General features: G+C 65.0%; 11 protein-coding genes. 6 read left to right on the forward strand and 5 right to left on the reverse strand.

What is annotated here, in order from left to right; genetic code table 11:
• Window positions 1-18: 18 nt before the first annotated feature.
• Genes J2X44_RS08575 through J2X44_RS08585 form a run of 3 tightly spaced genes read left to right on the forward strand, consistent with a single transcriptional unit; the run spans window position 19 to window position 3,892 of the window.
• Window positions 19-1,140 (forward strand): hypothetical protein, encoded by a 1,122-nt coding sequence (locus tag J2X44_RS08575; protein ID WP_310089090.1) that lies wholly within the window; start codon window positions 19-21, stop codon window positions 1,138-1,140.
• Window positions 1,137-2,714, forward strand: coding sequence for a serine hydrolase (locus J2X44_RS08580; protein ID WP_310089091.1), 1,578 nt, complete (start codon window positions 1,137-1,139; stop codon window positions 2,712-2,714). Before J2X44_RS08575 ends, J2X44_RS08580 begins: the two co-directional genes overlap by 4 nt.
• Entirely contained in the window at window positions 2,711-3,892 is a 1,182-nt protein-coding gene (locus J2X44_RS08585) for a dipeptidase (protein ID WP_310089092.1), read from the forward strand. Before J2X44_RS08580 ends, J2X44_RS08585 begins: the two co-directional genes overlap by 4 nt.
• Here J2X44_RS08585 and J2X44_RS08590 read toward each other — a convergent pair whose 3' ends face one another.
• The 5 genes from J2X44_RS08590 to kdpF are packed head-to-tail and all read right to left on the reverse strand — an operon-like array spanning window position 3,893 to window position 9,057.
• Window positions 3,893-4,603, reverse strand: a complete 711-nt coding sequence (locus tag J2X44_RS08590) for a response regulator (protein WP_310089093.1) — start codon at window positions 4,601-4,603, stop codon at window positions 3,893-3,895.
• Between the two features lie 9 nt (window positions 4,604-4,612).
• Entirely contained in the window at window positions 4,613-5,200 is a 588-nt protein-coding gene (kdpC, locus tag J2X44_RS08595; RefSeq protein ID WP_310089094.1) for a potassium-transporting ATPase subunit KdpC, read from the reverse strand.
• A 10-nt stretch (window positions 5,201-5,210) separates the two neighbouring features.
• Window positions 5,211-7,238 carry a potassium-transporting ATPase subunit KdpB gene (kdpB, locus tag J2X44_RS08600; protein WP_310089095.1) on the reverse strand — a complete coding sequence of 676 codons (2,028 nt, stop codon included), beginning with the start codon at window positions 7,236-7,238 and terminating at the stop codon, window positions 5,211-5,213.
• 13 nt (window positions 7,239-7,251) lie between these two features.
• Window positions 7,252-8,955: a potassium-transporting ATPase subunit KdpA gene (gene kdpA / locus J2X44_RS08605; protein WP_310089096.1), complete on the reverse strand. Its 1,704-nt coding sequence runs from the start codon at window positions 8,953-8,955 to the stop codon at window positions 7,252-7,254.
• A gap of 12 nt (window positions 8,956-8,967) precedes the next feature.
• Window positions 8,968-9,057: a K(+)-transporting ATPase subunit F gene (gene kdpF, locus J2X44_RS08610; RefSeq protein ID WP_310089097.1), complete on the reverse strand. Its 90-nt coding sequence runs from the start codon at window positions 9,055-9,057 to the stop codon at window positions 8,968-8,970.
• A gap of 272 nt (window positions 9,058-9,329) precedes the next feature.
• Between kdpF and J2X44_RS08615 the strand changes: the two genes are divergently transcribed.
• From J2X44_RS08615 to J2X44_RS08625, 3 genes are all read left to right on the forward strand, one after another.
• A complete protein-coding gene (locus J2X44_RS08615; RefSeq protein WP_310089098.1) occupies window positions 9,330-11,990 on the forward strand; it encodes a sensor histidine kinase KdpD in 2,661 nt (886 codons plus the stop codon).
• A 114-nt stretch (window positions 11,991-12,104) separates the two neighbouring features.
• On the forward strand, window positions 12,105-13,238 hold the full coding sequence (locus J2X44_RS08620; protein WP_310089099.1) for a transglutaminase-like cysteine peptidase: 1,134 nt from the start codon (window positions 12,105-12,107) through the stop codon (window positions 13,236-13,238).
• A 548-nt stretch (window positions 13,239-13,786) separates the two neighbouring features.
• Window positions 13,787-14,527 carry a response regulator transcription factor gene (locus J2X44_RS08625; protein WP_310089100.1) on the forward strand — a complete coding sequence of 247 codons (741 nt, stop codon included), beginning with the start codon at window positions 13,787-13,789 and terminating at the stop codon, window positions 14,525-14,527.
• The last annotated feature ends 82 nt before the right edge of the window (window positions 14,528-14,609 follow it).

A 14,609-nucleotide genomic window follows, 5' to 3' on the forward strand; every position in this document is an offset into this window, starting at 1 on the left:
CAAGCGAGGAATTAACCGATGCCGTCCAATTCTAGCTGGTTCCAGCGCTTCCTGCTGCCCGGACTGGCACTGAAAGCGGTGATCATCGGCGGCGGCTATGCCACCGGGCGCGAACTCGCCGAATATTTTGTGCCGGCGGGGCCGTGGGGCGGGCTGTCGGCAATGCTGCTCGCGACCTTGATCTGGAGCGTCGTCGCCGCGGTCACTTTTGCGCTGGCGCGCAAGATGGGCGCCTATGATTATCGCGCCTTTTTTCAGGGACTGCTTGGACCGGGCTGGGTCGCGTTCGAGCTGGCCTATCTGATTTTTGTTATCCTGATCCTTGCCGTGTTCGGCGCCGCGGCCGGCGCGATCGGCGCCGCGACCTTTGGCTGGCCTGACCTTGCCGGTTCCATATTGCTGGCCGTCAGCATAGTGGCCTTCACCGCCTTCGGAACCGACACCGTCGAGACGCTGTTCAAATATGCCTCGATGCTGATCTATGCGGTTTATGCGCTGTTCCTGATCTTCGCTTTGACCAGCTTCGGCGGCCTGATCTCCGAGGGTTTTGCCAATGCGCCGCCGCCGTCGGGCAATTGGGTTGCGGGCGGGCTAACCTATGCGAGCTACAACATCGTTGGCGCGGTGATCATCCTGCCGGTGCTGCGCCACCTGACCAGCCAGCGCGACGCGGTGGTCGCGGGGATCATCGCCGGGCCGCTGACGATGCTCCCCGCGATTCTGTTCTTTGTCGCAATGATGGCATTTTACCCCGCGATCGGGACGGAGACCTTGCCGTCCGATTTCCTGCTCCGCCAGATGGCGGTGCCGGGGTTCCATATCCTGTTCCAGCTGATGATCTTTGCCGCGCTGCTCGAAAGCGGAGTCGGCGCGATCCATGCGATCAACGAGCGGGTGTCGGGGGTCGTCGAGGCGCGCGGCCGCCCGCCGCTCGGCACGAGCGCGCGCGCCGCGATCGGCGGTGTCATTTTGGTCGGGTGCATGTTCGTTGCGGCGCGCATCGGCCTCGTCGATTTGATCGCCAGCGGCTACCGCTTCCTCGCCTGGCTGTTCCTGATCGTCTTTGTCGCGCCGCTGCTTACCATCGGCCTCTGGCGCCTGCTGCGCCCCGCTCCCGTTCGAATGGAGACCGTCCCATGAAAGCCGTCCGCCTGCTTGCTCTGTCATTGATGCTGTCGGTTGCGGCGCCCGCCTGGGCCGAACCGCCGAAGGACATCGTGGAAACGGTCGAAACCTTGCGCCAGAAGATCGGCGCGCCCGGCGTATCGATCGCGATCGTCGAGAATGGCCAGACGACGCTGTCGCGCGGCTGGGGCGTCCGCAAGCTAGGCGAACGCGCGCCGGTCGATAAACAAACGCTGTTCCAGACCGGATCGACCGGCAAGGCGATGACCGCGGCGGCGCTCGCGATCCTTGTCGATGAGGGCAAGATCGGTTGGGATGACCCGGTCATCAAGCATATGCCGTGGTTCCGCATGCACGATGCGTGGGTCACGCGCGAGATCACCATCCGCGACCTGCTGGTCCACCGCAGCGGGCTGGGGCTGGGGCAGGGCGATCTGATGTTCGTGCCGCGCACCCATTTGACGCGCAGGCAAACCGTCGAGCGTGTCGCTTACCTCAAGCCGAAGACCAGTTTCCGCTCGGCTTATGCCTATGACAATATCCTCTACGCGGTGGCTGGCCAGTTGATCGAGGAGGTCACAGGCAAGACGTGGGAAGTGTTCATGCGCGACCGCCTCCTGCGCCCCGGCGGGATGAAGGACGGGACGACCGACAGCGAGGACCGTTTCCGGATTCCTAACCGGTCATGGCCGCACGCGCGGCTGTCCGGCGCGCTACGTGGTCTCGGCCCGCAACAGGCGCTGAACGAACGCGACGAGTTGGGCCGCAACGGTGCGCCCGCGGGCGGACTGGCGCTCAGCGCCGACGACATGGCGGCTTGGCTCAAGATCCAGCTGGCCTATGGCGCGCTGCCGAATGGCAAGCGGCTGTTCAGCGAAGCACAGGCCAGGGAGATGTGGGCGCCGGTCACGCCGATGCCGATCACCCTGCTGCCCGACAGCCTGAAACCCGCGCAGCCGAACCAGCAGGCCTATGCCTTGGGCTGGCAGGTGCAGGATTATCGCGGCCACCGCATCGTCCAGCATAGCGGCGGCGTGTTCGGATCGATCACCCGCGTCGTGATGATCCCCGACAAGAATGTCGGCTTTGCGATCATGATGAACAGCGAAGACAGCGGCATGCTCCTCGGCCTCTATTACGACCTGCTCGACCACTATCTCGATCAACCCGACTATGGGTGGATCACCAAATGGGAGGATTGGTATCAATCGCGGCTTGCGGGCGGGGTCGCGTATCTGAAACAGACGCAGGCATCGCCAGCGAAGAGCGGTCCCTCGCTTTCGCTGACGGGCTATGCCGGGCGCTACCGCGATCCCTGGTATGGCGATGTGGTGATCGGGTCGGGGGCGAGCGGACTGACGATCGACTTTACTTCGACGCCGCGGATGGCGGGACGGCTCAAACATTGGCAATATGACAGCTTCATCACCGATTTCGACGACCCGGCGATCGAACCGGCCTATGTGACCTTCGCGCTTGATGCCGAGGGCAAGATCGCCGGGGTGACGATGAAGGCGGTGAGCAAGATTGCCGATTTCAGCTGGGACTATCACGACCTCGACCTGAAGCCGGTGGAGGACAAGCAGTGAAGCACCTGACGATCCTGCTGGCCGTCACCGCGCTATCGGCGTGCTCGACGGGCGAGCAGGCGGTGAAGGCGCCCGAGGCGCCGCTGCACAGCCGGATGCTCGTGCTCGACACCCACCTCGACACCCCGCTGCATTTCGAGCGGCAGGGGTGGAGCTTCGCCGACCGCCATGGGCTGACCGATGACATGGTCCAGCTCGACATTCCGCGGATGAAGGACGGCAACCTCGATGGCGGCTTCTTCGTCATCTACACCGAACAGGGGGCGCTCGATGCCAAAGGTTATGCGGACGCGCTGGCGTTTGCGCGAGCGCGGTCGGACCTGATCGATGCCACCATCGCCAAGCATGGTGACGCAATCGGTGCGGCGCGCGCCGCCGCCGATGCGCGGACACTGACCAAGGCGGGCAAGCTGATCGCGTATAAGTCGATGGAAAACAGCTATCCGCTGGGCGAAGACGTCGCGCTGCTCGCCGAGTTCCATCAAAAGGGCGTCCGCATGGCGGGGCCGGTGCATTCGAAGACCAACCAGTTCGCCGACAGCGCGACTGGCGAAGCGCGCTGGCAAGGCCTCAGCCAGTTGGGGAAAAAATGGGTGGCCGAAATGAACCGGCTGGGCATTGTCATCGATGCCAGCCATTCGTCCGACGCCGCATTCGACCAGATGCTGGCGTTGTCGAAATATCCGATCATCCTTTCGCACTCGAGCCTGCGCTCGACCAACGACCATCCGCGTAATCTCGACGAAGCGCGGCTGAAAGCGCTGGCGGCGAAGGGCGGGGCGATGTGCATTTCGACGATCTTCATGTCGGATATGAACATGACCCCGGCACGCGGCGAGTTGTTCGGGCAATATGAGCGTATCGGCACGCTCTCTCCTGCGCAGCAGGCCGAGCTCAACCGCAAATGGCGCGAGCTCGACAAGACAGAACCGCTGTGGGCCGCCGATTTCGAGCAATATATGGCGATGGTGCTGCGCGCGATCGAGGTCGCCGGGCCTGACCATATCTGTTTCGGCGCCGACTGGGACGGCGGCGGCGGGCTCGCCGGGATCGAGGATATTTCGGCGCTGCCCAAGGTCACCGAGCGGCTGAAGGCGGCGGGCTATTCGGACCCCGACCTTGAAAAGATGTGGAGCGGTAACGTCCTGCGGATATTGGCGGCGCAGCGGGCGCGCTGATCAGTCGGGCCGGGCGCCGCGCAGCGACAGCCGGTAACCGACCGCGAGTTCATTGACGATCAGCCGCGGGCGCGCCGGATCGGCCTCGAGCTTCTGACGCAGACCGCGCACCGCGATCCGCAGATATTCGACGCGTTCAACATGCGCTGGACCCCACACCGCCTTGAGCAATTGGGCGTGGCTGAGTACGCGGTCGGGGCGCTGGGCAAGCTCGGCGAGAATAGCATATTCCTTGGGGGTCAGATGCACCTCGTCGCCGCCGCGCGCGACGCGGCGATGGTCGAGATCGATCCGCAGGTCGCCGACGTCGATCACCGACACCGCTTCACCCGCCGCGCTGGCCCGCTGATGGCGCAGCGTCGCGCGGATCCGCGCCAGCAACTCGTCGGTGTCGAACGGCTTGGTCAGATAATCGTCGGCGCCCAGGTCCAGCGCCGCGACTTTTTCGGCGCTGTCGTCGCGGGCCGATACGACGATGATCGTCGCCGCCGACCGCTGGCGGATCGGACCAATCAGCTCCAACCCGTCGCGGTCGGGCAGGCCAAGGTCGAGCAGCACGACGTCGGGCTTTTCGATGTCGAGCAGCGCCAGCGCCGCGCGGGCGTCGGGCGCTTCGGCAACATCATGACCGGCCCGCTGGATCGTCGCGCGCAGCAGCCGCCGGATATGCGTGTCGTCCTCGACGATCAGGATTTTCGCGGGCCCCGGCATCGCACCGTCTTAGCTTCGCGGGCGGGCGCGGTCGAGGGCGCGATTGAGCAGCAGGACATTGACCCGCGGCTCGCCGAGGAAAACCAGCGCCGGGTCTTCGACCGCAGTTGCGACCAGCGCGCGGACCTGCGCGGTGGGCAGGCCGCGGGCGTCAGCAACGCGGCGCACCTGCGAAAAGGCCGCCTCGGGGCTGATATGGGGGTCAAGCCCCGAGGCAGAGGTCGTCACCAGGTCAGGCGGGACATTGGGGCCCGGTGTCGTTTCGGAAAGGGTGGCAACGTCGGCCTTGACCCGGTCGGTCAGCGCCTGCGCCGCCGGGCCGAGGTTCGATCCGGCCGACGCGGCGGCATCATAGCCGTCGGCGCCCGCGGCGGAGGGGCGGCCATGAAAATAGGTCGGCCCGGCGAATTTCTGGCCGATCAGTTCGGACCCGACGACGGTGTCGCCGTCGCGGATCAGGCTGCCGTTTGCCTGCGCCGGGAACAAGGTCTGGCCGATCCCGGCCAGCGCCAGCGGATAGGCGATGCCGAGCAGCGCGGCGAACAGCAGGGTCAGTACCAGTGCGGGGCGGACGGCGGATTTGAGGTCGTTGAACATGGATTTGTCCTTAAGCGAGGTGGAGGCCGGACACGGCGAGGTCGATCAGTTTGATGCCGACGAACGGCGCGATCAGGCCGCCGAGACCGAACACCGACAGGTTGCGCCCGAGCAGCTGGCCTGCGGGCATCGGGCGATAGCGCACGCCTTTCAGCGCGAGCGGGACGAGGCAGGGGATGATCAGCGCGTTGAAGATGATCGCCGACAGCACCGCACTTTCGGGCGTCGCCAGCCCCATCACGTTGAGCACCCCGAGCTGCGGGTAGAGGACGACGAAGATCGCCGGGATGATCGCAAAATATTTGGCGACGTCATTGGCGACCGAGAAGGTCGTGAGCGCGCCGCGCGTCATGAGCAATTGTTTGCCCAGCCCGACGACCTCGATCAACTTGGTCGGATCGCTGTCGAGATCGACCATATTGCCCGCCTCGCGCGCCGCCTGCGTCCCGGTGTTCATCGCGACGCCGACGTCGGCCTGCGCCAGGGCAGGGGCGTCGTTGGTGCCGTCGCCGCACATGGCGACCAGACGGCCCTCGGCCTGTTCGCGGCGGATCAGCGCCAGCTTGTCCTCGGGCGTCGCCTGCGCCAGGAAATCGTCGACCCCGGCCTCGGCGGCGATCGCCGCGGCGGTCAGCGGGTTGTCGCCGGTGATCATCACGGTGCGGATGCCCATCTTGCGCAGCTCGCCAAAGCGTTCGCGCACCCCCGCCTTGACCACGTCTTTCAGGTGGATGGCGCCCAGCAACTGGCCGTCCTTGACGACCGCAAGCGGCGTACCACCCGAGCGGGCGATTTCTTCTGTGATCTTGCGCAGTTCGACCGCGGCGGCATTTTCGCCCTGCGGATGCGCTTTGAGCACGGAGTCCACCGCGCCTTTCTGGATTGTCACCCCGGCGACGACGACCCCCGACAGACGGGTCTGCGCGGTGAAGGGAATGATCTCCGACCCCGCGGGCAGCGTTTCGACGCGGATCGCATAGCGTTCGCGCGCCAAGGCGACGACCGAGCGCCCCTCAGGGGTTTCGTCGGCCAGGCTCGAAAGCAGTGCCGCTTCGGCCAGCCGGTCGATCTCGATCCCGGTGAGCGGGCGGAACTCGCTCGCCTGACGGTCACCGATGGTGATCGTGCCGGTCTTGTCGAGCAACAGCACATCGACGTCGCCCGCCGCCTCGACCGCTCGGCCTGATTTGGCGAGCACATTGAAGCGCACCAGGCGGTCCATGCCCGCGATGCCGATCGCTGACAGCAAGGCCGCGATGGTGGTCGGGATCAGGGTAATTAGCAGCGCGGCGAGCAGCACCACCGGCACCGATCCACCGGCATAAGAAGCAAAGCCCGGGATCGTCGAGACGGCGATCAGGAAGATGATCGTCAGCCCGACGAGCAGGATGGTCAGCGCGATCTCGTTCGGCGTCTTGCGGCGTTCGGCGCCTTCGACCAACGCGATCATGCGGTCGAGGAAGCCCTGACCGGGTTCGGCGGTGACCTGCACCTTGATGCGATCCGAAATCACCCTTGTGCCCGCGGTGACCGCGCTGCGGTCGCCGCCCGCCTCGCGGATCACCGGCGCGCTTTCGCCGGTGATCGCGGCTTCGTTGACCGATGCGACGCCCTCGATCACTTCGCCGTCGGCGGGGATCAGGTCGCCCGTCTCGACGAGGACGATCTCGCCCTTTTCGAGTTGGCTGGCGGCGACGATCTCGTAAGTATCGCCGACGCCGAGCATCAGCTTGGCGCGCAGTTCGGCTTTGGTGGCGCGCAGCGACGCCGCCTGGGCGCGGCCGCGGCCTTCGGCAAGCGCCTCTGCGAACGTGCCGAAAAGCACCGTGAGCCACAGCCAGACAACGAGCTGAATTTCGAAACCGAGCGGCAGACCGGGTTCGCCGATCACGAGCAGCACAGTGAGCAACATCGCGACGGCGGCCGTGACGAACATCACCGGGTTGCGGACCAGCTGGCGTGGGTCGAGCTTGCGCACGGCGTCGCGCATCGCGGGCACGACAAGGGCGGCGCTGAACATCGAAGTGGGAGCGTTCATGGCTGTATATCCGTCAGAAAAGCTGGCCGCTGGTCACCGCGAGGTGATCGGCGATGGGACCAAGTGCGAGGCTGGGCAGGAAGGTAAGGCCGCCAAGTATCAGGATGACCCCGACGAGCAGCCCGACCCACAGCCCACCGGTGGTGGGGAACGAGCCGCTGGTCGCCGGGATATGCCGTTTGGCGGCCAGGCTGCCGGCGATGGCGAGCGCGGGGATGATCACGAAGAAACGCCCGAGCCACATCGCGACGCCCAGCATCCCGTTGTAGAAGGGCGTGCCTGCGGTCAGCCCGGCAAAGGCCGAACCGTTGTTTCCGGCGCCGGAGGTGAAGGCGTAAAGGATCTCCGAAAAGCCGTGCGGTCCCTTGTTGAGCGGTCCGGCGAGGCCCGCGGGCAGCACGCTGGCGATCGCGGTGAACCCCAGGATGACGAGCGGCAGGATCGCGATCGCGAGCACTGCGAGCTTGACCTCGCGCGCCTCGATTTTCTTGCCGACATATTCGGGGGTGCGCCCGACCATCAATCCGGCGACGAACACCGCGAGGATGGCGAACAGCAGGAAGCCATAAATGCCCGCGCCGACGCCGCCGACGACGATTTCGCCGAGCTGCATGTTGAACAGCGGGATCATGCCGCCCAGCGCGGTGAAACTGTCGTGCATCGCATTGACCGCGCCGCACGACGCGGCGGTAGTGATGACCGCGAACAAGGCGGAGGCGACGATGCCGAAGCGCACCTCCTTGCCCTCCATATTTCCGCCAGCGACCCCCAACTGGTGGAGCACCGGGTTGCCCGCAGCTTCCTGCCAATAAGTGACGGTAACCCCCGCGAGGAACAGCACGCCCATCGCAGTCAGGATCGCCCAGCCCTGACGCGTGTCGCCCACCGCCTTGCCGAAACACCAAGTCAGGCCGACGCCGATCGCAAAGATCGACAGCATCTGGACCAGGTTGGTGATCGCAGTCGGGTTCTCGAACGGATGCGCGCTGTTGGCGTTGAAGAAGCCGCCACCATTGGTGCCGAGCATCTTGATGGCTTCCTGGCTCGCCACCGGGCCGAGCGAGATCGTCTGGCGGGCGCCCTCCAATGTCGTCGCGTCGATTGACCCCGCCAGTGTCTGCGGCACCCCGCTCGCGATCAGGAAGATCGCATAAATGATGCAGATTGGCAGCAGCAGATACAGGGTGACGCGCGTTGTATCGGCCCAGAAATTGCCGATCGTCTTCATCTCGCGCCGCGCAAAGCCGCGAAACAGCGCGAAAGCGATCGAAATGCCGGTGGCGGCCGACAGAAAGTTGTGGATGGTCAGGCCCAGCATTTGCGACAGGTTCGACAGCGTCGTCTCGCCCGAATACCATTGCCAGTTGGTGTTGGTGGTAAAGCTGATCGCGGTGTTGAACGCACCGTCGGCGCCGACCGCGCCGAAGCCTTGCGGATTGCCCGGCAGCACGCCTTGCAGCCGCAGGATCGCATAGGTGAACAACAGCAGCACGACGTTGAACAACAGCATGTGCAGCGCATAACGCCGCCAGCCTTGTTCCTCATTGGGGTCGATCCCGGCAAGGCGATAGAAACCGCGCTCGACCGGGCCGAACACACGGTGCAGCGGGGTGGCGCGCCCTTCATAGAGTGCGAACAGCCACATCCCCATCGGCTTGGCGAGCGCGAGGGTGATGGCGACGAAGAGGAGGATCAGGCTCCAGCCGACGACGGTCATGTCAGGTTCCGATCAGAAACGCTCGGGCCGCAGCAGGACGGCGAGCAGATAGATGAGGAGGGCGGCGGCGGTGACGCCGGCGAGGATCAGCGAGGTGCTCATCGCTTACGCGCCGTCGCAAAGGCGCGCGTAACCGAGCGTCGCCGCGAACAGCAGCGCGATCAGGCCGAGCCACAAAATATCGGACATGGTTTCAGTCTCCGGCAAAGTCGGCCCCGCGGCGAATGTTGCGGGGAATCCGACAGGATGTGGGCGCCGCTACGCCCCTTCGCCGTAAAGTTTCGCGGGCGAATCCGCGGATCGGCGTAAAGTTTCCATAAAGTCGGGACCGCCGACGCTTGGCGCTGGTGCTCGCCTTCGGCTAAGCCCCGTCCATGCCATCGCCCGCGTCCCCGGAAAAACGACCGTCGCCCGACGCGTTGCTGCGCCAGGCGCGGCGCGAGGATCGCGGCGAGCTCAAGATTTTTCTCGGCGCCGCGCCAGGGGTCGGCAAGACCTATGCGATGCTGATGGAGGGCGCGGCGCTGAAGCGCGACGGGGTCGATGTTGTCGTGGCGGTGGTCGAAACTCATGGCCGCGCCGAGACGGCGGCGCTGCTGGCTGGGCAGGAAATCGCGGCGCGGCGCGAGGTGGAATATCGCGGCCGGACGCTGACCGAAATGGACCTGGATGCGGTGCTGCGCCGTGCGCCGACGCTGGCGCTGGTCGACGAATATGCCCACACCAATGTCGAGGGCAGCCGCCACCCGAAACGCTGGCAGGACGTCGCCGAATTGCTCGATGCCGGGATCGACGTCTATACGACGCTCAACATCCAGCATGTCGAAAGCCTCAACGACGTGGTCGCCAGCTTCACCCGCGTCCGCGTCCGCGAGACGGTGCCCGACAGCGTGTTCGAGGGCGCCGAGATCAAACTCGTCGATCTGCCGCCCGACGAGCTGATCGACCGGTTGAAGGACGGTAAAGTCTATGTGCCGCAGGAAGCGTCACGCGCGCTCGGTCATTTCTTTTCCAAACCGAACCTGTCGGCACTGCGCGAAATGGCGCTGCGCCGTGCGGCGCTCAGCGTCGATCGCCAGATGCTGCACGATCTGGACGCCAGCGGCGTCGCGGGCACCTACGCCGCGGGCGAGCGCATTCTGGTCGCGATCAGCGAGCAGCCGGGGGTCGATGCGCTGGTGCGGACGGCGAAGCGACTTGCCGATGGACTGAACGCACCGTGGACCGCGGTGCATATCGAAACCCCGCGCAGCGAGAATTTCGACGAGGACAGCAAACGCCGGATCGCCGCGGCGCTGTCGCTCGCCGCAACGCTCGGCGCAACGATCGCGACCATCCCGTCGGAAAATGTCATTGCCGGGCTGCGCGGCCAGATCGAGGCGCAGCGCGCGACGCAGCTGATCATCGGCCGCTCGCAGCGCAGCTGGTGGTTCGAACTGCGCCACGGGTCGGTGGTGGAAAGTCTGATCCGCGGCACGCAGGATCTGGCGGTGCATGTCATTCCATCGCCGCAGACCGCCACCGCCGAAAGCTGGTGGCGCGGCTGGGTGCGCGGCTGGGGGCAGCCCCGTGCCTATGCGGCGTCGCTGCTGCTGATCGCGGCGACGACGCTGCTGGCGAAATTGGCCCAGCCGCTGATCGGACGCGGCGCGATCGATCTGCTCTATCTGGTGCCGGTGATTGTCACCGCGACGCTTTACGGCCTGCGTCCCGGGCTGTTCGCCAGCATCGCCGCGGCGCTGGCGTTCAATTTCTTTTTCCTCGACCCGGTCCATACTTTTACCATCGCCGACCCACAAAGCGTGCTGACGATGCTGGTGCTGACCGGGGTGGCGGCGGTGACCAGCAACCTGGCCGGGCGGCTGCGGACGCGCGCCCGCATCGGGGTGCGCAGCGCCGAAGAAAATGCGTCGCTCGCGGCGTTCGGCCAGATGCTGGCGCGCGCGTCGGACCGCGAGGCAACCGCGGTCGCGACCTGTGATGAAGTGTCACGCCTGCTTGGCGTACGCTGCGTCATGCTCGCCGAAACCGACAATGTGCTCAGCCCGATCGTCGCGCGCCCGCGCGAAGCGGCAATCTCGCCGATCGATCAGGCGGCGGCCGAATGGGCGTGGAGCAGCGGCGAACCCGCCGGGCGCGGCACCGGAACCTTGCTGGCATCCGACTGGCAATTCCATCCGCTCAAGACCAGCCTCGGCGTTCTCGCCGTGCTCGGCATCGCGCGCGACGACGACAGCGCGCCGGTCGCCGCCGACAAGGCGACCTTGCTGTCGACGCTGATCGGGCAGGCGGCGCTCGCGCATGAGCGCCTGTATCTTGAGGACGAGATGCGCAGCTTGTCGGTACTTGAAGAACGCGACCGGCTGCGCGCCGCGCTGCTGTCGTCGATCGGCCACGACCTGCGGACCCCGCTGACCGGGGTAACCGCGGCGATCGAGGCGATCGGCGCCGAGCATCCGGACGCCCGTTCGCTGCCGACCGCGCGCGCCGAAGTGTCGCGCCTGCGCCGCTTCCTCGACAATCTGATCGAACTGGTGCGGATCGACGCGGGGGGAATCCATCTCAGTCTGGCGTCGGTCGATCTGACCGACGCAGTTGCCGGGGTCGTTCATGATCTGAAAGACATGCTGCGCGGACATCATATCGATTTTCAGGTTCCCGCCAGCCTGCCGTTCGTCAGGACCGACGAGCGGCTGCTCCATCATATCTTGCTCAACCTGGTCGCCAATGCCGTCCAGCACGGCGGCAACGCCGGGCCGATCGCCATCGTCGGGCGCCGCACCCCCGGCGCGCTGCTGTTGACCGTCCGCGATCGCGGGCCGGGGCTGGAGCCGGGAACCGAAACCGCCATTTTCGATACCTTCGCGCAGGGCGCTGGCACCGATCGGCATGGCGGCAGCGGACTGGGTCTGGCGATCGCCAAAGGCTTTGCCGACGCGCTGGGGATCGGTATCGCGGCGACCAATCACCCCGATGGCGGCGCCGCATTCACCCTGACCTTTCCCGACAAGCTCGTGGTAGCGATGGCCGACTAGTCAACGCGTCGTTAACCATGTTGCTGAAGCGAATTCTCACCTCATTCCGCCATGCCCTGCGGCATGAGCGCGCGTTCGCCTTTGCCAATCTGTCTCAGCGTTGTCGCATTTGCGATGGCTGCCGTCGCCGTCCTGCTGCCGACAACCGCCGCCGCAGCGATCGCGGCGCCGGTCGCCAAGATCGCCAATGCCAAAGATTTCATGGTCGGCAATAGCTGCCGCGCCACGGTGGCGGTGGCGTCGTCGGTGCCAGCTATCATCGCTTCTCAGCCGGTGGCCCAAGACGCGCCAAGCGCGCTCGATCGGATGCGGATGAGCCAGGAACAGACCGCACCGGTCGCCGACATCGTTCCCGCACGCGGCCAGCCCGGCGCCCTTCGCGCCGTCGCGGCGGGTGCCGACAGCTTTGTCGAACCCGCCCGCGCGCTGGCCAGGCGTCTGGCATCAGCCGCGTTGCAGTCGCGGGTCGATTGCAAAGTGCAGATCGCTTCGATAGCCACCCCCGCGTTGGACAATGATAGCGAACTCGGGACCATGGCGATCCCGGTTGAAACGACGCGCTTCGACGATCGCTGGGCGCGCGTTCGCCGCGCCCCGGCGGCACGGATGATACAGGCCCAACTCGATCGCGCCGCCGTGACGCGCGACCTCGGCGAAGCGACGACGCTGGAGCGCGTCAACCTGTGGGTCAACCGCCAGATTGCTTATGCCGATGACGACCGCAATTATCAGCAACGCGACTTTTGGGCGACCGCCGACGAAACTGTCGAACGCGGCAGCGGCGATTGCGAAGACTTCGCCATATTGAAAATGCATATGTTGCGCGCGGCGGGCATCGACGGTGATCGCATTAAGCTGGTTTTGCTGCGCGACCTGGCAATCAACGCCGACCACGCATTTCTGCTGGTGCGGTCAAGCGCCGGGTGGGTCGTGCTCGATAATATGACCGACCGCATCTATGACGGGCGCCAGGCCAATGCGGTGCGGCCGATCCTGTCGTTCAGCGGTAATCAGCGCTGGATCCACGGTTATCGCGATACGCCGCCGCCGATGGTCATGGCGGCAGCGACAAGTGGTAAGGCAGCGTCGGTGGCATTCGCCAGCGCGGCGCCCGCGGCGATCCAGCGCCCGTCCTTTAAGACTGCGGCAGCGGGACGAGCAGCGACCACGCTCGCGTCTGCCCATATGTCGATCGTCAACGAACTGCCGCGGATGTTCGGGCGACTGTCGTCTCGCGGAACCCGATAGGGCGCAGCGTCGCGGTCGCGCGACATTGGTTCTGCGGCATTTTTCGGACCATTGTCCAACGATCGTAAATAGCGCCAAATTGGCAGCATCGGGCCAGCCGCGACTCGCGCGATCAAACGCCCGCGCAACGCGGGCTTTGTCGGTCCGCCGCCAGGCATTAACCAATATCATTAGTGAATACGGCCCAATTCGGGCCGTTGCGCGCGCGGGCGGCTACCCGAAAGGCTAGGGACGCGCCCGCTGCGGCGCCGAAAAATAACATGCTGCATTAGATGCGATTAAATTGGTTTTGCAGCGCGCGACCGACGACCGACAATGCGGCGGGCGGGATTCGCTTATACCCCTTAGTGGGTATGTATCAAAATCCTCGTAGAATCTGTCATTAAGTTGTATAACCTTATAGGTAGTTATTGGATAACGAAACTAAAAGGTTAATTTATTCAACGTGGGGAGGGGTCCGCCGCGATGGAAAACAAAGCGTATTTGGGGTTCAGACCGAAGTCCAGACAAGTTGGGTCGCCTTGACTGAGAATTCAGGGGAGGCGGAAATGTCGCAGTTGATCAAGATTTCGCTGTTAGCGAAGTATGAAATCGCCAGGGAGGGGTTACGCAACATCCTTTCCGGCGAGAGCTTTCAAATTCAAGCATCGGTTTCCGATGCTTCGGCGCTGTTCGACCCGCAGGGGACGTTAGCTGATGACGTCGACGGCCATGTCATCGTCGTCGATGGCGGGGATACGGGCTTCGGGCTCGACGCGTGCCGTCGGCTTGCCGCGAAAAAAGTGCATGCCAAGCTGGCGCTGCTGTTCGATCATTACGTCTTCGAAGACGTGGTCGAGGCGTTTCAGATCGGCGTCGATGCCGTCATAGTCAAAGAAATCCTCTGTGCGCCGTTGGTCGAGTCGATCAAATTGACGGCGCTGGGCGAGAAAGTCTTTCCGTCACAGCTCGTCAACAATCTCACCAGCTGGGTTCCGGCCGCACTGGGCGGCGACTGGAAGAGCAGCGCAGCGTCGGTGGGCTTGTCCGACCGCGAGATCGAAATCCTCGAAAGCATCATGGCCGGGATGGCAAACAAGGTGATCGCGCGGCAATTCGGTATCTGCGAAGCCACCGTCAAGGTCCATGTGAAGGCGATCCTGCGCAAGCTGGGCGTCGAAAACCGCACCCAAGCGGCCACCTGGGGGGTCAAGAACGGCCTGGGGGAGCCGGTGCAGCTAAACCTTCGCGAGGTAAGACCCGTTCGCGCTCCGATTAGGCCGCCGCCTTTGACCGGACGCGCGGCCTGAACCGATCCGGTTGATCGGCGCCATCAGAAAAGGGCGCTGCGGCAGTGACCGCAGCGCCCTTTTCTGATGCAGAAGATAGGTC

The organism is Sphingopyxis sp. BE259, assembly GCF_031457495.1.
Taxonomy (GTDB): Bacteria; Pseudomonadota; Alphaproteobacteria; order Sphingomonadales; family Sphingomonadaceae; genus Sphingopyxis.

Bases quoted from the DNA above. Each gene is read 5' to 3' on its own strand.
- J2X44_RS08580 (WP_310089091.1), top strand. From the start codon at position 1,137: ATGAAAGCCGTCCGCCTGCTTGCTCTGTCATTGATGCTGTCGGTTGCG.
- J2X44_RS08590 (WP_310089093.1), bottom strand. From the start codon at position 4,603: ATGCCGGGGCCCGCGAAAATCCTGATCGTCGAGGACGACACGCATATC.
- kdpF (WP_310089097.1), bottom strand. From the start codon at position 9,057: ATGAGCACCTCGCTGATCCTCGCCGGCGTCACCGCCGCCGCCCTCCTC.
- kdpA (WP_310089096.1), bottom strand. From the start codon at position 8,955: ATGACCGTCGTCGGCTGGAGCCTGATCCTCCTCTTCGTCGCCATCACC.
- kdpB (WP_310089095.1), bottom strand. From the start codon at position 7,238: ATGAACGCTCCCACTTCGATGTTCAGCGCCGCCCTTGTCGTGCCCGCG.
- J2X44_RS08615 (WP_310089098.1), top strand. From the start codon at position 9,330: ATGCCATCGCCCGCGTCCCCGGAAAAACGACCGTCGCCCGACGCGTTG.
- J2X44_RS08575 (WP_310089090.1), top strand. From the start codon at position 19: ATGCCGTCCAATTCTAGCTGGTTCCAGCGCTTCCTGCTGCCCGGACTG.
- kdpC (WP_310089094.1), bottom strand. From the start codon at position 5,200: ATGTTCAACGACCTCAAATCCGCCGTCCGCCCCGCACTGGTACTGACC.
- J2X44_RS08625 (WP_310089100.1), top strand. From the start codon at position 13,787: ATGTCGCAGTTGATCAAGATTTCGCTGTTAGCGAAGTATGAAATCGCC.
- J2X44_RS08620 (WP_310089099.1), top strand. From the start codon at position 12,105: ATGGCTGCCGTCGCCGTCCTGCTGCCGACAACCGCCGCCGCAGCGATC.